The organism is Mumia sp. (assembly GCF_028803055.1).
Lineage (GTDB): Bacteria > Actinomycetota > Actinomycetes > Propionibacteriales > Nocardioidaceae > Mumia.
On sequence record NZ_JARBCJ010000054.1, the window covers coordinates 1 to 17,812 of the forward strand.

A 17,812-nucleotide genomic window follows, 5' to 3' on the forward strand; every position below is an offset into this window, starting at 1 on the left:
GCGCGGCCGGTCTGCGTCGCCGGGCGAGCGAGGAGCGCGCCGCCCGCGAGCGCGACCGCGTACGCCGCGAGCGGCTGCGTCGTGAGGGCGCTGCCGCGCGTGCCGTCGGTGAGGCCGCGCAGGTCGTGCTGGAGCACGTGGCGGTGTCGCTCGCTGCGGCCAAGAAGTCGCGCGACGAGATCATGGAGGCGCGTGCGGGACGCGACCAGCAGCTGGCCGACGTACGCCGTCGGCTCCGCGACCTGTCCGTCGACCTTGCGCGGCTGACCGACTCCGTCCACCGTGACGAGGTCGCCCGGACCGAGCAGCGGCTCCGTATCGAGGCGCTCGAGCAGCGGGCGCTGGACGAGATCGGTGTCGAGGTCGACACGCTGGTCGCCGAGTACGGCCCCGAGACGCTCGTCCCCGTACCCCGTCCTGTCGATGCGGACGAGGATGAGCCCGACCCGGAGCCGGTGCCGTTCGTCCGCGCCGAGCAGGAGAAGCGGCTGCGCGTGGCCGAGAAGTCGCTCGCTCTCCTGGGCAAGGTCAACCCCCTGGCGCTGGAGGAGTTCTCGGCGCTGGAGGAGCGGCACAAGTTCCTGTCCGAGCAGCTCGAGGACCTGCGCAAGACCCGCAAGGACCTCCTCGACATCGTCATCGAGGTCGACCAGCGCGTGGAGCAGGTGTTCACCAGCGCCTGGCACGACGTCTCCCGCGAGTTCGAGGGGGTGTTCTCCCGGCTGTTCCCCGGAGGCGAAGGGCGCCTGATCCTCACCGACCCGTCCTCGATGCTCACGACGGGGATCGAGGTGGAGGCGCGGCCCCCGGGCAAGAAGGTGAAGCGGCTGTCGCTGCTGTCGGGTGGCGAACGGTCGCTGGTGGCGGTGGCGTTCCTCGTGGCGCTGTTCAAGGCGCGACCGAGCCCGTTCTACATCCTCGACGAGGTCGAGGCCGCGCTCGACGACACCAACCTCGGGCGTCTGCTGGAGATCTACGAGGAGCTGCGCGAGAACAGCCAGCTCATCGTCATCACCCACCAGAAGCGCACGATGGAGGTGGCCGACGCGCTCTACGGCGTGTCGATGCGCGGTGACGGCGTCTCCGCGGTGATCAGCCAGCGGATGCGCGAGGCCGAGCCCGCCTAGCCCCCGCTATCGTCGGCGCGTGAGCGCCACTCCTGAAGGTCCCTCGAGCCCGAGCCGCGACGACTTCCCGGTGCTGCGCCGCATCACCACGCGGTGGTCGGACGAGGACGTCTACGGGCACGTGAACAACGTGACCTACTACTCCTACTTCGACACCGCGGTCAATGGCTACCTGATCGACGCCGCCGGCACGGACATCCGCCGGCTCGATGCGATCGGACTCGTGGTCGAGACGGGCTGCCGATTCAAGCGCGAGCTCGGCTTCCCCGAGGACGTCGAGGTGGGCCTGGCGGTGGAGAAGCTCGGCACGTCCTCGATCGTCTACGAGATCGGGCTGTTCCAGGGCACCTCTCCCGAGCCGGCGGCGATCGGGCGGTTCGTGCACGTCTACGTGACTCGCGCCGACCGGACGGTCACCCCGGTGCCGGACGTCATCCGTGCGGCGGTCGCTCCGCTGGTGCGGGGTTGATCGCCGCGCGCTCGTAGACGATCTCGAGCCCGTCCTCGTCGTCCCACTGCTCGCCGACCTCGACGAACCCGTACGGCAGGGCGAGATCACGCGAGACGGTGTTGTGCGGGTCGATCGTGACGCGGACGACGCGCACCCTCGGATCCGCGTCGGCGCGGGCGAGCAGCGCCTCGAGCGCAGCCCGCGCGTAGCCGCGCCGTCGGAGCTCCGGATCCACCTCGTAGCCGATCTCGACCATCCCGTCGGAGTCGGGTGGACCGTGGAAGCCCGCCCGGCCGACCGCGCGCTCTGCGTCCTCGTCCCACATGACGCCGGTGACCCACGCGGCGCTGGAGGGATCGGTGACGACCTGATCGGCACGCATCGCCCAGATCCTGCGGAAGGTCGGGCTGACGAACGCCGGGGACAGCGGGACCGGCGCCGTCGCGTCAGCCGCGTCGAGGTCGCCGTCGGCGAGAGCGCGGAGGGTCTCGGGGGACAGCTGGATGATGCGGACACGGGGGAGGGGCACCGGGCGATCGTAGGCGGTGCGTGGCGGGCCTCAGAGCCGTTTTCGGATCGGCCGGCTCCGCAGGTAGGCGGCGACGTCGTCCCAACGGTCGTCGGCGTTGGAAAACTCGACGTAGTCGCGTGCGCGGCGTAGCCAGTCGAGGGTGCTGGGGCGCAGGCCAGCCAGCCCGTGCTCGATGTCGCCTGCACCGAGCGGAGCCTCGTCCCCCGTCTCGAGTGCACGGTCGATCGCTCGGTCGGCGGCCCGCTCGACGAGGGCACGCAGATCCGCTCCGGAGAAGAACTCGGTCCGCCCGGCCACACGAGCGGTGCTGCCCGGCTCGGCGTGGACATCACGAAGCAGTCGTTCCAGGATCATCTCGCGGGCACGCGCGTCTGGCGGAGGGACGAACACGTGCCGATCGAACCGGCCTGGTCGGACGAGCGCAGTGTCGACGTCCCACGGTGCGTTGGAAGCACCCATCACGAGGATGTCGGTGGTATCGCTGCCGACCCCGTCCATCACCTGGAGCAGCACGTTGGTCAAGCGTCGCGCGGAGTCTCCCTCCGCGCGGTGGCGCTTGTAGGCCAGGGCGTCCAGCTCGTCGATGAACACGACGCAGGGGGCAAACGCCCGTGCGTGGGCGAACGCGTCGGCGAGGTTGCGCTCCGATGCCCCGAAGTAGGGGGAGACGACGTCCTCGATCCGGATCGGGATGAAGGGCAGCCCGCACTCGCCGGCCACCGCGCGCGCCATCAGCGTCTTGCCGCAACCTGGAGGTCCATAGAGCAGGACACCGCCGCCGCCGTGTCGGCCGTACTTCGCGTAGAGGTCGGGCCGGACGTAGGGCATCACGATCATGCGGTGCAGGAGCTTCTTCAGGTCTTCTAGGCCACCGACGTCGCTGAAACGGACCACCTCCGCCGGCTCGGCCGGGGCATCTCCGGAGGGGGCGAGTGCCGTCGCGATGCGCGACTCGAGATCCGACAGCCCTTCGATCTGGCCCCCGCCGCGCGCGACCTCGAGGCACCCGCGCGCGACGCCGAGGTGGCCGAGCGTGAGGGCGAGATCGGCGGCCACCAAGGCTTCTTCGGGAGGAAGGGTATGCGCCGCGAGCAGGCGCGCGTACACCTCGAGTGCCGCGTCGTCGTCGCCGTCGGCGCGCAGTGCCTCGGCCAGGAGGAGCAGGAGGGTCTCGTTGTCCGGGCTGGCCTCGAGCGCGGCGCGCAGTCCCGTGATGCGCGCGTGCCCCGAGGTGGTCACCGCGCCCTCCTCTTCACCCAGGCCGTGAGGACCGCCGGGAGCGCCCAGCTGTACACAAGGAAGGCGACCCACACGGCCGCCACGGTGATCTGAACCGGCTCGGGCATCGTCGCCCGGACCAGTCTCAGGGCGACGAAGGTGACCAGCGCCACCTGCCACCAGGCGAAGCGGCTCAACAACCGCAGCGGCCACATCACGGGGAGCATCGCGATCGCGGCACGTCGCGCCGCGAGGGCCAGCTCCCGATCGTCGAGGTTGGTCGCCGCAGCCCGGCGCATGCTGCGGACCGCCGTCTCCTGGTCGCCGAGCTCCGAGGCGGCGACGGCGTCGAGCTGGAGTGCCTCCGGGTTGTCGGGCTCCTCGGCGAGCACGCGGCGCGCCAGATCACGCGCCTCCTCCCAGGCCTTGCGGCCCACCGCGATGCGCGCCCGCAGCAGGGTGAGATCCAGAGCCTCAGGGTCGAGCTCGCGTGCCTGAGCGACCTGACGGTCGGCCTCAGCGAGCCGCTTCTCGTCGACGAGGAACGCGCCGTACCGGGTGCGTATCGCCAGGTCGGACGGGCACAGGGCGAGAGCACGCTGGAAGTGTCGCTCGGCTTCGTTGGGGCGCCTGGAGAAGTCAGCGGCCTGCGCGGCGTAGAAGTGCAGCGGACCGCTGTCGGGGTCGATCTCGAGGCCTCGGAGCGCTACCTCGTACCCTTCTTGGCGACGTCCGAGGCGGATCAGCGCGAGCGAGCGGAGCTCGAAGGCGCGAGCCTGGTCGGGTTCCGACGCGCCCTCGGCGAGGAGGTCCAGGCAACGCTGCGGGTTGCCGACGTCCAGCCAGTGCTCTGCCATCGCCAATGGGTCGCTCGTGCTCGTCATGGGCGGAGCGTAGTGACTCACCTCTCACCGCCGGACCCCGACCCACGCCGCGCCGAGATGCCCGGCGCGACCTGTGCCCGGTTGGCGCCACGTGACGCAGGTCATGTCCGAGGCGTGGTGTCCGAGGACGCGGCTGCCCCTCTCGTGTGAGAGCCTGATCGAGTCCGTTTTAGACCGAATCTTGGGGGTCGTCCTGTGTCGCCGGTCGTCGTCATCGTGCCCGTCATGCTGATCATCGTGGCAGCGGCCGTCATGCTCGGCGCAGTGCTCGCCTACCCGTACCGAGGGAAGCACGTGCCGTCGTCCGTGTGGGGCGCGGAGAGCATCGACCGGCTTCTCGTGGCGATCGCGGACCGGCTCGACATCGGTCGGCACCCCGAGGCCGAGGTCGCCGAGGTCGCCGAGGTCGCCGACGCGTCAGGTCAGCGTCGACCAGGCTGAGGCGATCCACGGCACCGCCAGGCTGAAGGTCGGCACCAGCACCACGACGGCGGCGACGACGTAGCAGGTGAGCGCCTCGACGCGACCCGCAGGTGCGGCGGCGCTGACCTCGTTCTCGAGCCGGTCCATCCGGCGTACGAGCGTGCTGCTCGCTCCGAGCGCCCCGGCAGGGGCGGGGCGGGTGCCGAGCTTGACGAGCGCACGCGCCAGCGGCGTGGTGCCCGCGCGGCGCCTCGCGTGGTCGTCGGCGAGCAGCTCCACCAGGACACGCGTGCTCTCGAGCGCCGCCTCGGTCCGCAGCACCCGCGGGAAGGCCCGGTGCAGAGCCGAGAACGTGTCCACCACGACGTCGTGCCGTGCCCGGAGGTGGGCGCGCTCGTGCGCGAGGACGGCGTCGAGCTCCGCCGGGTCGAGCGAGTCGAGGGTCCCTCGGGAGACCACGACACGCGCGTCGAGGCCAGGGACGCAGTAGGCGAAGGGCTCGTGGGCGTCGAGGATGCGGACCGAGCGGCCCGCGTCGTCGCGGGTGCCGACAAGATCCACCATCGCGCGGTGTCGCCGGCGGGTCGTGCGCACCTCGGCGGCCACACTGAGGAACGACCACACCGTCCGAGCGACGACGACGACGGTGAGCCCGAGGAACGCGACGTGCAGCACCATCCGTGCCACGCCGGGCTCGGGGTTCGGGGCGCCTTCGCGGACGACCAGCCACAGCGACGCGGACAGCCCGGCGCCGACGACGGCGAGGATCGCGGCGAGCGCGAGCGCCTGCCAGAGGACGACGGCCGCCCGCGGCGCGCGATAGGGCCAGTCCATCCGCGCGAGCATCGCGGGGACGGGCTGAGCCAGCGCGAGACCGATCAGCCCGAGCAGGAGCGGGGTGGTCATGAGCTCGTGGCCGGCGTCTCCGGAGGCTGCGTCGCCTCGATGCGCGCGAGAGCCTCGCGCAGAGCTCGGGCGTCGTCGTTGCTGGCGGTCTCGGCGAAGTGCACCAGCGCCGCCGTACGGTCGTCTCCGGCCGAGGCCAGGACCTCGTGCAGCAGCGTGGCGGTGAGCTCGTCACGACCGACGGTGGGCGCGTAGGTAAACGCGCGTCCGCTCCGGTCACGGTCGACGACACGCTTGCGGGCGAGCCGGTCGAGGATCGTCGTGACCGTCGTGTAGGCCAGGTCCCTGCGGGGGGTCAGAAGGTCCAGGACCTCGCGTCCGGTCAGGGGGGTGGCGGACTCCCAGAGGAGGTCCATCACCTCGCGCTCGAGCTCGCCCAGTCGTGCCATGGCTCAAGGGTACCGGGGGGCTACGACTCTGTGTCGTACCCCACCTGCTGATCTACGACACTGCGTAGTAGCGTTTCTCCTACAGAGCGTCGTCGACGGTCTGGCGAGGACTCGCCGGATTCGCCGCCCACCGGCTCCGGATTTAGCCTGACGATTGATCGAGCCTTGAGGGGCACCATGGAAGCACTCGAGATCGCACGGTGGCAGTTCGGGATCACCACCGTGTACCACTTCTTCTTCGTACCGATCACCATCGGACTGTCATTTCTCGTCGCAGGCCTCGAGCTGGCCTGGGTGCGCACGCGCAACGAGAAGTGGCTCCGTCTGACGAAGTTCTTCGGCAAGATCTTCCTGATCAACTTCGCGATGGGCATCGTGACCGGCATCGTGCAGGAGTTCCAGTTCGGGATGAACTGGTCCGACTACTCGCGGTTCGTCGGTGACATCTTCGGTGCGCCGCTCGCCGTCGAGGGCCTGCTGGCGTTCTTCCTCGAGTCGACGTTCCTCGGCATCTGGATCTTCGGGTGGGACAAGCTCTCGCCCGCGCTGCACAACGCCTGCATGTGGATCGCCGCTGTCGGCACCGCGCTGTCGGCCTACTTCATTCTCGCGGCCAACTCCTTCATGCAGAACCCGGTCGGCTACACGTTCAACGCCGAGCGCGGACGCGCGGAGCTCGAGAGCTTCACCGACGTCCTCACCAACAAGGTCGTGCTCATCACGGTCCCGCACACGCTGTTCGGTGCCTTCATGGTCGCCGGCGGGCTGATGGCCGCGGTGTCGATGTGGTGGCTGATCCGCCGCAAGCCCGCGGACGCCGACGCCTTCCGATCCACCCTGCGCCTCGGAGCGGTCACCCTGCTCGTCGCGGGCCTTGGCACGATCGTCACCGGCGACATCCAGGGCAAGATCATGACCGAGGTGCAGCCGATGAAGATGGCGGCTGCAGAGGCCCTGTACGAGGATGCCCAGCCCGCGCCGTTCTCCGTGCTCACCATCGGGTCGCTCAGCGGTGACAAGCCGTTCTACCAGCTCGAGGTGCCGCACGTGCTGTCCTACCTCGCGACGGGCACGTGGGACGGTGAGGTGCGCGGCATCAACTCGCTCCAGGCCGAGTACGAGGAGACGTACGGCCCCGGCAACTACAAGCCGTACATCCCCGTCACCTACTGGAGCTTCCGCCTGATGATCACGTGCGGTGGTCTGGCGATGGCGATCGGCGCGTGGATGCTCTGGTCGACCCGCGGGGGTCGTGTGCCGCGTGGCGACAAGCGCTGGCCGATCTGGCTCGCCGTCGCCTCGATGCTCCTTCCGCTCCTCGCGAACTCCTTCGGCTGGATCTTCACCGAGATGGGTCGTCAGCCCTGGATCGTCTTCAGCCTGATGCCGACCGAGGCCGGAGTGTCGCCCAACGTCGGCGCCGGCACGGTGCTCACGTCCTTGATCGTCTTCACCCTCGTCTACGGCGTTCTCGCGGTGATCGAGGTCAAGCTGCTCCTGGCAGCCGTCAAGAAGGGGTTGCCCGAGGTGGACCCGGACAACGAGACAGGCAAGCAGCCCGACGACCGCCCGATGGCGTTCGCGTACTGAGAGGAGAGGGATCATGGAACTCACCACCATCTGGTTCTGCGTCATCGCGTTCCTCTTCATCGGCTACTTCGTGCTCGAGGGATTCGACTTCGGTGTCGGGATGCTGCTGCCGATCCTCGGCCGCAACGACCGCGAACGCCGCACGATGATCAACACGATCGGCCCGCTCTGGGACGGCAACGAAGTCTGGTTGATCGTCGCCGGCGCGAGCATCTTCGCCGCGTTCCCCGAGTGGTACGCCACCTTGTTCAGCGGGTTCTACCTCCCGCTGCTCCTGATCCTGGTGGCGCTGATCGTGCGCGGGGTCGCCTTCGAATACCGCCACCAGCGCGACGACGCGACCTGGAAGAGCCGCTGGGACGCCGCGATCATCTTCGGCTCCTTCGTCCCGGCCCTGCTGTGGGGTGTCGCGTTCGGCAACATCGTCCGCGGCGTCGAGATCGACGCCGACAAGAACTACGTCGGCGGCTTCTTCGACCTCCTCAACCCGTACGCGCTGCTGGCGGGCGTGGTCATGCTGACGCTGTTCCTCACCCACGGCGCCAACTTCCTCGCCCTCAAGACCAGCGGCATCATCCACGAGCGGGCGCGGGCGTTCTCGCTCAAGATCGGCCTCGTCGCCGCGGTGCTGGCCGTCGCATTCCTGCTCTGGACCTGCCTCGACCACGACAAGGTCTGGGTCTGGGCCCTGTCCGGGCTCGCGGCGCTGACGTTCGTGGGCGGCCTGCTCGCAGCCTGGGCACGGCGCGACGGCTGGGCGTTCATGGGGACGATGGCCGCGATCGGTCTCGCCGTGATGTCGCTGTTCGTGGCGCTGTTCCCGGACGTGATGCCGTCCACCCTCGATCCGGCCTACAGCCTGACGACGGAGAACGCGGCCTCCACCGACAAGACGCTCACCATCATGAGCTGGGTGGCCGTGGTGTTCGTCCCGATCGTGATCGGCTACCAGGCGTGGAGCTACTGGGTGTTCCGCAAGCGGATCAGCGTCGACTCGATCGCGGTCGAGGACGACGAGCACCTGCACTCGCCGGTATGACAACCCTGAACGTACGGACCGCCTCGTCGCCGCCGCTCGACCCCCGCCTCGTCCGGCGGTCGCGGGCGGTCCGTACCTACCTCGCCGCCAGCGTCGTGATCGCGACGGCGATGGCGGCGCTGGTCGTTGGCCAGTCGTGGCTCATCGCCCGGGTCGTCTCGGAGGGGTTCGAGCGGTCGGGACTGGTCGACGTCGTCACCGCCGCCGTGCTGGCACTGGCTGCGGTGATCCTCACCCGCGCCGCGCTCGGCTGGCTCCACGCGGTCGTGTCGGCACGCGCGGCGGCACGGGTGAAGGTGCAGCTGCGCGAGGAGGTGGTCGGCCGGCTTCTCGACGGTGCGCCCCACCACGGGGCTCGCCCGGAGTCGAGCCACGTCGTCACACTGCTCGGGCCCGGCATGGACAAGCTCGACACCTACTTCGCGCGCTACCTCCCACAGCTCGCGCTGGCCCTCACCGTGCCGGCGGTGGTCGTCGTCGCGGTGTTCGTGGCCGACCCGTTGTCGGGGATCACGATCGCCGTGACGCTCCCGCTCATCGTGGTGTTCATGGTGCTGGTCGGCTACATGACGCGTGACCGGACCGAGCGGCGGTGGCGCGCGATGGTCCGGCTCAGCCACCACTTCGCCGACGTGCTCGACGGACTCGTCGTGCTCAAGGTCTTCGGGCGCTCGCGCAACCAGACCAAGGGCATCGCCGAGGTGGGCGAGCGCAACCGCAAGGAGACGATGGGTGCCCTGCGCCTCGCGTTCCTGTCGTCGTTCGTGCTCGAGCTCGTCGCAACGATCTCGGTCGCCCTCGTCGCCGTGTCGATCGGTCTGCGGATCGTCGAGGGCCACCTCTCGCTGATGACTGGTCTGTTCGTCCTCGTGCTCGCGCCGGGGGCCTACCTGCCGATCCGCCAGGTCGGCGCACACTTCCACGACTCGGCCGAGGGGCAGGCGGTCGCCGACGACGTCTACGCGATCCTCGACGACCAGGACGTCGCCGTCCGCCGGACCGTCGCACCGGACCTCGGCGGCGCAACGATCGTCGTGGACGACGTCTCCGTGTCCTACCCGGGGCGTACGACACCCGCTCTCGCGCCGACGTCGTTGGTGCTCGAACCAGGACGCGTGCTCGCCGTCACCGGCTCGTCGGGGTGCGGCAAGAGCACCCTGGTCGATGTGCTGATGGGATTCGTCGCCCCCACCACCGGCCGTGTCACCGTCCGTGCGGCCGACGGAACGACGTACGACCTCGCAGACATCGACCTCGCCTCGTGGCGTTCGCGCATGGCCTGGGTGCCGCAGGTGCCCGGTCTGCTGTCGGGGACCGTCGCCGGCAACGTCCGTCTGGGGGCGCGTGACGCCTCCGACGACGAGGTCGCCGAGGCGCTCCGCGACGCCGGCGCGCCCGATCTCTCGCCGCAGCGCGAGGTCCACGAAGGCGGGGCCAACCTGTCGGCGGGGGAGCGGCGGCGTCTGGCCGTCGCCCGGGCGCTGCTGCGGGTACGCCGAGCAGGAGCGACCGTGATGCTGCTCGACGAGCCCACCGCCGGCCTCGACACCGCGGCCGAGGAGGACGTACGACGAGCGCTGCGCGCCGCCGACGTCACCGTGCTGGTCGTGGCGCACCGCCGCGCACTCGTCGACGACGCCGACCGGGTCGTACCCCTCGTGCCCGCGGGGATGGCGGCATGACCACCGCGCGCCGCCAGCTGGTCCTCGGCGGCTTCTTCGGGCTGCTCGCGAGCCTCAGCTCGATCGGGCTGCTCCTCGTCTCCGCCTGGCTGATCTCGCGTGCGGCCCAGCACCCGCCCGTGCTCTATCTCATGCTCGCGATCGTCTCCGTGCGGGCGTTCGGGATCGCGCGCGCCGCGCTGCGCTACGTCGAGCGGCTCTACACCCACGACGGCGCCCTGCGTGTGGGCACCTCGATCCGGCTCGCGGTCTACGAGCGGCTGGAGCGGCTGTCGCCCTCGACGCTCGCCGCGGGCCGACGCGGGGAGAGGATCGCTCGGATCGTCTCCGACGTCGACGCGATCCAGGACCGGATCGTCCGGGCGACCATCCCGCGGGCCGTGACCGCGGTCTCGTCGGCGATCGTGGTCGGGTTCGTCCTCGCGATCTTCCCCCGCGGCGGCCTCGTGCTGGCTGCGGCGGTGGTCGTGGCGTGGGTCGGCGTCCTCGTCGCCGTACGGACCGGAGGGAGTCGTTCCAACGCGGCGACCGCCGGGCTGCGCGGTGAGCTCGCCGCCGAGGTCGCGGAGACGCTGCGCACCTCGCGCGACCTCGTGGCGTACGGTGCCGCCGAGGATGCCCGTGCCACGGTCGCGCGCACGGGGGAGAGGCTCGCGGAGACCGAGCGCCGTGCCGCCTTCCTCGACGGACTCGGCGTCATGGTCGTCCGGATCTGTCTCGGCGTCGCGACGTGCCTGATCGCATGGGCGGGTGTGGCCGCCGTCGCCGACGGCGCCCTGAGCCCGGTCCTGCTCGCCGTGGTCGTCCTCGCCCCGGTGGCGCTCGCCGAGCCGCTCGAGGGCCTGAGCGCGATCGAGCAGCAGGCGCAACGGTCGGCGGCCTCCCGGCGACGCATCGACGAGCTGGTCGCCGCTCACGACGACGTGGTGGATCCGGAGCACCCTGCACCCGACCCCGCCGGGTTCGACCTCCACCTGCGCGACGTCGCCCTCGGGTGGGGTGAGGGCGAGGATCTCGTCCGTGGCCTCGACCTGAACCTCCCAGAGGGTGCGGTCGTCGCGGTCTCGGGACCGAGCGGGTCGGGCAAGTCGACCCTCGCCGCGGTGCTCCTGAGGCTCGCCGCACCGAGGGCGGGCACGATCACCCTCGGCGGTACGCCGATCGACGCGCTGACCGGTGACCAGGTCCGCCAGGTGGTGGCGACCCTCCGCCAGGACGAGCACGTCTTCGACACCTCGATCCGAGAGAACCTGAGGATCGCCGACCCGCAGGCCGACGACCGTACGCTCCTGGCCGCCCTCGACGCGGCGGGTCTCGGGGCCTTCGTCGCAGGGCTGCCCGACGGTCTCGACACCGAGGTGGGGGAGAACGGCGACCGCCTCTCCGGCGGGGAGAGGCAGCGTCTGGGACTGGCCCGGCTGCTGCTCGGAGGGCACCGCGTCCTCGTGCTCGACGAGCCCACCGAGCACCTCGACGCGGCGACCGCCGAGGCCCTGCTGCGCGACCTCGTCGCGCTCGCCCCGGAGCGCTCCATCCTGCTCGTCAGCCACGACGAGCGAGCGCTCGCGGCCGCGTCGCACGTCGTCCGGATCGGCGAGCCCACTAGGATCAGGGATCGTGTCTGACACCACCACGCTCTACGTCTTCATCGGTCTCGCCGTCGCCGTCCTCCTGATCGGAGGGATCGCCGCCTTCGTGGTCGGCTCGCGGGGCAAGGCCCTGCCGCCGGCCGACACCGTCGACCGCCGTCTCGACGACCTCCGCGAGCGCCCCGAGCAGGAGCCTGCACCGACCGGTGACGGGGTGGAGCCCGTGCTTCCCGAGCCGGGCGAGATCGACGAGTCCGACACCGGCAACGAGCCCGGAGCCGTCGCGACCGCTCCGACCGCGCCGGGACCCGCGATCGAGGAGCCCGCGCCCGCCGCGGGCCGGTTGGTCCGGCTCCGTACCCGGCTCGCCCGCTCCCAGTCCTCGCTCGGCAAGAGCCTGCTCGCACTCCTCGGCCGTGACCGTCTCGACGAGGACACCTGGGAGGAGATCGAGGACACGCTCCTGACCGCCGACGTGGGCGTCGCGCCGACGCAGGAGCTCGTCGAGCGCCTCCGCACCCGGATCCGGGTCGAGGGTGTCGCCGACCCCGCGGTCGCCCGGTCGATCCTGCGTGAGGAGCTCGTGACGCTGGTCGACCCGTCGTACGACCGCAGCATCGCCGCCAAGGGTGTCGACGGCGCCCCCGGCGTGGTGCTCGTGGTGGGCGTCAACGGCACCGGCAAGACCACGACCGTCGGGCGGCTCGCACGCGTGCTGATCGCCGACGGCGACAGTGTCGTGCTCGGCGCCGCGGACACCTTCCGCGCCGCGGCCGCCGACCAGCTCCAGACCTGGGGCGAGCGCGTCGGTGTCCCGACCGTCCGTGGTCCCGAGGGCGGCGATCCCGCCTCGGTCGCGTTCGACACCGTCAAGACCGGCAAGGAGGGCGGCTACGACACCGTCGTCATCGACACCGCCGGCCGCCTCCACACCAAGGCCGGCCTGATGGACGAGCTCGGCAAGGTCAAGCGGGTCATCGAGAAGCAGGCACCGGTCACCGAGGTGCTGCTCGTCATCGACGCGACCACCGGTCAGAACGGCCTGACGCAGGCTCGGGTCTTCGCCGAGGTCGTCGACGTCACCGGGATCGTGCTCACCAAGCTCGACGGCACCGCCAAGGGCGGGATCGTCATCGCCGTACAGCGAGAGCTCGGGGTCCCCGTCAAGCTCGTGGGGCTCGGAGAGGGCGCCGACGACCTGGCGCCGTTCGTGGCCGACGAGTTCGTGGACGCGCTCCTGTCCTGACCCACCCGGTCCCCGACCGCCCGTCCCCGTCCCCGATTTGTGCAGTTGAGCAAGGAATCCGGGGACGCAAACCCGTGCCAACTGCACAAATCGGGGACGGGACGGGGCGGGCTCAGCGTGCGCGGGCGAGGAACCGCTTGAGGAGGGGCCCGGCGGTCTGAGAGCCGGACTCGCCCGTCTCGACGAACACCGCGACCGCGAGGTCGCCCTTGGTCGCCACCATCCAGGCGTGAGTCTTCACCGGTGAGCCGTACTCGGCCGTCCCCGTCTTGGCGCCGACCTCACCGCCGAGCCCTGCGAGCGCGCGGCCGCTGCCGTCGGTGACGACGCGGCGCATCAGCGCACGGAGCTGGCGGGCCTCGGCGGGTTCGAGCGTGGACTCGACCTTGGGCGCCTCGCGATCGGGGAGCAGCACGGGCACGACCGTACGGCCGGCGGCGACCGACGCGGTCACGGTCGCCATCGTGAACGGCGAGGCGAGCACCTTGCCCTGGCCGATCATCGACGCCGCGTGCTCGGTCGTGGGTGCCTCGGTGGGCACGGAGCCGAAGTAGGACGGGAAGCCCAGGTCCTGGTCGACGCCCATCCCGAGCGAGGCCGCGGCGGAGGCGAGGTCGCTCTGCGCCACCCTGTCCCGCAGCCCGATCATCGACGTGTTGCACGACTGCGCAAAGGCCTCGGTGAACCGGATGCGGCCGAGCGAGCTGCTGGGGTAGTCGTCGTAGTTCTTGAACGACTTGCCGTTCACGACGGTCGTCGCGGGGCACGGCGTGGTCGTCGTCGGGTCGACACCGGCGCGCAGCGCGGCGAGCGCGGTCGTGATCTTGAACGTCGAGCCCGGGGCGTACTGCCCGGTGGTCGCGATCGCCTGTCCTGCGGCACCCGGGCCCGTCGCCGCGGCCAGCACAGCGCCGGTCGAGGGCCTGATCGCCACCAGCGCGCTGGCCGGCTTCGTCCCGGCGAGCACCTCCTCGGCGAGGATCTGCAGACGCTGGTCGAGCGTCGTGCGCAGCGGCTCACCGGGGACCGGCGCCTGCTCGTACGCCGGCACGTCCTTGATCGACGGGGACGGGTTCGCCGGGTCGGACACGGCGTCGCTGACGATGTCGACGACGTAGCCGTCGCGACCGCGCAGCTGCTCGTCGTAGCGCAGCGCGAGCCCCGACAGACCGGTGAGGTCGCCGGTGGACAGACGTCCGTCGCTCTTGTCGATGAGCTCCTTGGTCGCCTCGCCGACCGAGCCGAGGATGGCGGAGGCGAAGGTCCGGGTCGGCGCCAGCGGCAGCGTGTCACCAAGGACCCTCGCTCCGAAGACCGACTCGGGGTCCCCGTTGGGTGCTCGCTGCTCGGCACGCAGCACGATCGCCTCCACGAACGCCTTGGGACCCGCGGCCGCGACCTCGGCGGCGTAGTCGTCCGCGTCGATGCCGAGGATCCGCGCCAGCGCGCGGGCAGACGACTGCTGGCGGGCCGCGGGGACGGCCGTCTTGTCGATCCCGATGCGCTGGACGGAGCGCTCGGTGACCAGGACGGTCCCCGAGCCGCCGAGGATGTCTCCGCGCTGCGCCGGCACGGTGCGTACGCGCAGACGCTGGCCCTCGGCGAGGTCCGGGGCGACCAGCGACGGCGACCAGGCGACCGTCCAGGTGTCGTCGGCACGACGCATCTCGGCCTTTGTCTCGTACTCCCAGGCGACGTCGGGCCCGAACTCCCAGCGGTAGGCGAGGGTGGCGGTCGCCGTCTCGTCCTCCTCGGCGACGCCCTTCACCGAGACGGTCGGCCGGAGGTCGTCGAGGCCCTTGGTGATCTGCGTCAGCTCGGCGCCCGCGGCGGAGTCGTCGATCTCGACGCCGGAGAGGTCGAGGCTCGAGAGGCCCTCGGCGAGCTGCTCGGCCTCCGGCTCGGCCGGCGAGCCGCTGCAGGCGCCGCCCACGCCGGCGCCCAGCACGGTGGCCAGGACGAGGGTCACACGACGGCGGGCGGACGAGGGGGAGAAGGCCATGCCCTCATCCTCACCCGCCGGAGGTTCATCGGTCGACAAGAGCGGCCGGGTGGGACGGAGCGTCGTTGAAACTCAGGCGTAACACAACCTGGTCAAGTGTCACCTCCATGAAACACAGCGTCGCTCGACCGGAAACGAACCGCCGCGAATCTGAACGCAACGAAGCCGACCCGGACACTGCCGTTCGAGCGCCGGTCACGTCTCAGATACCTAATCCCCTGGAGGTTCCATGGACACCGGCCACGCAGCCTGGATCCTGACCTCCGCGTCGCTCGTGCTCCTGATGACGCCGGCCCTGGCGCTCTTCTACGGCGGGATGACGCGGACCAAGTCCATCCTCAACATGATGATGATGTCCTTCAGCGCCATGGGCGTCGTCATGGTCGTCTACGTGTTGTGGGGCTACTCGATGTCCTACGCCTCCGGCGGCGAGGACAGCATCGGTGGCTTCTTCGACAACCCGTTCACCCTGTTCGGGCTGCGCGACGTCTCGGGCACCGACTACCTGACCGTCGCCTTCCAGGCGACGTTCGCCATCATCACGGCGGCCCTGATCAGCGGTGCGCTGGCCGAGCGCGTGAAGTTCTCCTCGTGGCTGCTGTTCCTGCCGCTGTGGGTCACGCTCGCCTACTTCCCGCTCGCGCACATGGTCTGGGGTGGCGGCTTCCTCTCCGGAAGCGCCGACGGCCTGGCCGCGGCCATCTTCGGCACCACCGACGGCGCCGCGACGATCGCCCCCATCGACTACGCCGGCGGTACGGTCGTCCACATCAACGCCGGTATGGCGGCGCTCGTCCTGGTGCTGCTGATCGGCAAGCGGAGGGGCTTCGGCAAGGAGCCGACCCGCCCGGGCAACCTCCCGCTGACGATGCTGGGTGCCGGCCTCCTGTGGTTCGGCTGGTTCGGCTTCAACGTGGGCTCGTACGTGTCGGTGCCCGACGAGCCGATCAGCGCCGGTGCGGAGGGCTTCGTCGAGAACACCATCGCCTACGCCACCGCGTTCTCCGGTGAGACCGGTCTCGTGTGGGTCAACACCTCCGTCGCCGCTGCGGCGGCCATCATCGGCTGGCTCGTCGTGGAGAAGATCCGTGACGGCAAGGCCACCTCGCTCGGTGCCGCTTCGGGCATCGTCGCCGGCCTCGTCGCCATCACCCCGGCGTGTGGCGCGCTGAGCCCGATCGGCGCGATCGCCCTCGGCATCGTCGCGGGTGGCCTCTGCGCCCTCGCGGTCGGCCTGAAGTTCCGGTTCGGCTACGACGACTCGCTCGACGTGGTGGGCGTCCACCTGGTCGGCGGCCTCGTCGGCACCCTCGGCATCGGGTTCCTCGCGGTCGAGGGCGGGCTGCTCTACGGAGACGGCATCAAGCTCTTCGTCGTCCAGGCCGCGATCGCTGCCTTCGCCATCCTCTGGTCGGGTGTCTTCACGCTGCTCATCGGCCTGGCCATCAAGGCGGTCATGGGCTGGCGCGTCGCCGAGGAGGACGAGGTGGAGGGCATCGACCTGGCCGAGCACGGCGAGTCGGGGTACGACCTCGCACCCGCGTCGGGCGTCGCCCGTCCCGTCACGGCGGCTACGCTGACCACCACCCCCGAAGGAGCCAAGGCATGAAGCTCGTGACCGCGGTGATCAAGCCGCACAAGTGGGAAGAGGTCCGCGAGGCCCTCGAGACCTTCGGCATCACCGGCATGACCGTGACGGAGGCCAGCGGCTACGGCCGTCAGAAGGGTCACACCGAGGTCTACCGTGGCGCCGAGTACGACGTCTCGCTCGTCCCCAAGATCCGGGTCGAGATCGTGACCGAGGACGAGGACGTCAAGGACGTCGTCGACGTGGTCGTGAAGTCGGCCGCGACTGGCAAGATCGGTGACGGCAAGGTCTGGGTCGTCCCGGTCGAGTCCGTCGTCCGGGTCCGTACCGGAGAGACGGACGAGGCGGCGCTCTGACCGAGGAGCTCAGCGCACGGCGCCGGTCCAGGGCGGACGCCCTGGACCGGCGCTTGCGTGAGTGCTTCACCGAGGCCGCCTCAGACCTGCCTGAGGGCGAGCGGCACGGCCTCGCGCTGGTCGCGGTCGGCGGCTTCGGACGTGCCGAGATGTCGCCCTTCAGCGACGTCGACGTGGTCCTCGTCCATCGCGACGGCGCTTCGTCTGCGCTCGTCGCGCAGGTCGCCGAAAAGATCTGGTACCCGCTGTGGGACGGGGGCGTCACGCTGGACCACGCGGTCCGCAGCGCCGGCCAGATGCTGCAGACCGCCGACGCGGACTACCGCGCCGCGCTCGGGATGCTCGACGCGCGTGCGGTGGCGGGTGACACCGCCGCGGTGGTCGCGCTGCGGTCGGAGATCCTCACCGCGTGGCGCCGTACGGCCCGTCGTCGCCTCCCCGAGCTGGAGCGCGCCACCCACGAACGCGTCGAGCGGCTCGGCTGGCTCGCGCAGTCGGCGGTGATGGACCTCAAGGAGTCAGGGGGTGGCCTGCGCGACGGGACGGTCATGCGTGCCCTGGTCGCCAGCTGGCTGGTCGACGTGCCGCACCGTGAGCTCGAGGCGCTCCGCGCGGCGTTGCTGGACGTCCGTGACGTCCTGCACGAGGTCGCGGCCCGTCCCACCGACCGGTTGACACCCGACCTCGTGCCGGAGGTCGCGTCCGTGATGGGCTACGCGCCCGACCAGCTGGACCTCCACGTGCGCGACCTCGGCCGCCGCACCGCTCACCTGGCGAACCGCACGTGGCG

16 protein-coding genes and 1 pseudogene are annotated in these 17,812 nt (G+C 70.7%); 11 read left to right on the forward strand and 6 right to left on the reverse strand.

What is annotated here, in order from left to right:
- Positions 1 to 1,127: AAA family ATPase (locus PV363_RS07320; protein ID WP_301022022.1), on the forward strand; the 1,127-nt coding region annotated here is incomplete at its 5' end.
- Between the two features lie 19 nt (positions 1,128 to 1,146).
- Positions 1,147 to 1,596, forward strand: a complete 450-nt coding sequence (locus PV363_RS07325) for a thioesterase family protein (RefSeq protein ID WP_220346887.1) — start codon at positions 1,147 to 1,149, stop codon at positions 1,594 to 1,596.
- Here PV363_RS07325 and PV363_RS07330 read toward each other — a convergent pair.
- The 3 genes from PV363_RS07330 to PV363_RS07340 are packed head-to-tail and all read right to left on the reverse strand — an operon-like array spanning position 1,559 to position 4,212.
- Positions 1,559 to 2,107, reverse strand: coding sequence for a GNAT family N-acetyltransferase (locus tag PV363_RS07330; protein WP_301022023.1), 549 nt, complete (start codon positions 2,105 to 2,107; stop codon positions 1,559 to 1,561). The two genes, PV363_RS07325 and PV363_RS07330, sit on opposite strands and share 38 nt — an antisense overlap.
- A 30-nt stretch (positions 2,108 to 2,137) precedes the next feature.
- A complete protein-coding gene (locus PV363_RS07335) occupies positions 2,138 to 3,349 on the reverse strand; it encodes an ATP-binding protein (protein ID WP_220365414.1) in 1,212 nt (403 codons plus the stop codon).
- A complete protein-coding gene (locus PV363_RS07340) occupies positions 3,346 to 4,212 on the reverse strand; it encodes a hypothetical protein (RefSeq protein ID WP_301022024.1) in 867 nt (288 codons plus the stop codon). The genes PV363_RS07335 and PV363_RS07340 overlap by 4 nt, the downstream gene beginning before the upstream one ends.
- A gap of 225 nt (positions 4,213 to 4,437) precedes the next feature.
- On the opposite strand from PV363_RS07340, the gene PV363_RS07345 reads away from it, so the two are divergent.
- A complete protein-coding gene (locus tag PV363_RS07345; protein ID WP_220341227.1) occupies positions 4,438 to 4,653 on the forward strand; it encodes a hypothetical protein in 216 nt (71 codons plus the stop codon).
- Here PV363_RS07345 and PV363_RS07350 read toward each other — a convergent pair.
- Entirely contained in the window at positions 4,630 to 5,541 is a 912-nt protein-coding gene (locus tag PV363_RS07350) for a M56 family metallopeptidase (RefSeq protein ID WP_220346892.1), read from the reverse strand. The genes PV363_RS07345 and PV363_RS07350 overlap by 24 nt on opposite strands.
- Positions 5,538 to 5,930: a BlaI/MecI/CopY family transcriptional regulator gene (locus PV363_RS07355; RefSeq protein ID WP_220341229.1), complete on the reverse strand. Its 393-nt coding sequence runs from the start codon at positions 5,928 to 5,930 to the stop codon at positions 5,538 to 5,540. The genes PV363_RS07350 and PV363_RS07355 overlap by 4 nt, the downstream gene beginning before the upstream one ends.
- Positions 5,931 to 6,107: 177 nt before the next feature.
- Here PV363_RS07355 and PV363_RS07360 point away from each other — a divergent pair, with 177 nt between their 5' ends.
- The 5 genes from PV363_RS07360 to ftsY are packed head-to-tail and all read left to right on the forward strand — an operon-like array spanning position 6,108 to position 13,076.
- Positions 6,108 to 7,520 (forward strand): cytochrome ubiquinol oxidase subunit I, encoded by a 1,413-nt coding sequence (locus PV363_RS07360; protein WP_220346894.1) that lies wholly within the window; start codon positions 6,108 to 6,110, stop codon positions 7,518 to 7,520.
- Positions 7,521 to 7,533: 13 nt separating this feature from the next.
- Positions 7,534 to 8,559 (forward strand): cytochrome d ubiquinol oxidase subunit II, encoded by a 1,026-nt coding sequence (gene cydB / locus PV363_RS07365; RefSeq protein ID WP_220346895.1) that lies wholly within the window; start codon positions 7,534 to 7,536, stop codon positions 8,557 to 8,559.
- Positions 8,556 to 10,241 (forward strand): thiol reductant ABC exporter subunit CydD, encoded by a 1,686-nt coding sequence (gene cydD / locus PV363_RS07370; RefSeq protein WP_301022025.1) that lies wholly within the window; start codon positions 8,556 to 8,558, stop codon positions 10,239 to 10,241. Before cydB ends, cydD begins: the two co-directional genes overlap by 4 nt.
- A complete protein-coding gene (gene cydC / locus PV363_RS07375) occupies positions 10,238 to 11,866 on the forward strand; it encodes a thiol reductant ABC exporter subunit CydC (RefSeq protein ID WP_301022026.1) in 1,629 nt (542 codons plus the stop codon). The genes cydD and cydC overlap by 4 nt, the downstream gene beginning before the upstream one ends.
- Entirely contained in the window at positions 11,859 to 13,076 is a 1,218-nt protein-coding gene (gene ftsY / locus PV363_RS07380; RefSeq protein ID WP_220341234.1) for a signal recognition particle-docking protein FtsY, read from the forward strand. The genes cydC and ftsY overlap by 8 nt, the downstream gene beginning before the upstream one ends.
- 112 nt (positions 13,077 to 13,188) lie before the next feature.
- Here the strand turns inward: ftsY and PV363_RS07385 are convergent, their stop codons facing one another.
- A complete protein-coding gene (locus PV363_RS07385; RefSeq protein ID WP_301022027.1) occupies positions 13,189 to 15,078 on the reverse strand; it encodes a penicillin-binding transpeptidase domain-containing protein in 1,890 nt (629 codons plus the stop codon).
- Positions 15,079 to 15,307: 229 nt separating this feature from the next.
- Here PV363_RS07385 and PV363_RS07390 point away from each other — a divergent pair, with 229 nt between their 5' ends.
- The 3 genes and pseudogenes from PV363_RS07390 to PV363_RS07400 all read left to right on the forward strand — a co-directional run.
- Positions 15,308 to 16,687 (forward strand): ammonium transporter, encoded by a 1,380-nt coding sequence (locus tag PV363_RS07390; protein WP_220341236.1) that lies wholly within the window; start codon positions 15,308 to 15,310, stop codon positions 16,685 to 16,687.
- The gene (locus tag PV363_RS07395) at positions 16,684 to 17,022 is read left to right on the forward strand and encodes a P-II family nitrogen regulator (RefSeq protein WP_220341237.1); all 339 of its coding nucleotides are present in this window, start codon (positions 16,684 to 16,686) and stop codon (positions 17,020 to 17,022) included. Before PV363_RS07390 ends, PV363_RS07395 begins: the two co-directional genes overlap by 4 nt.
- Before the next feature lie 53 nt (positions 17,023 to 17,075).
- A pseudogene (locus PV363_RS07400) lies at positions 17,076 to 17,812 on the forward strand ([protein-PII] uridylyltransferase); the annotation flags it as partial.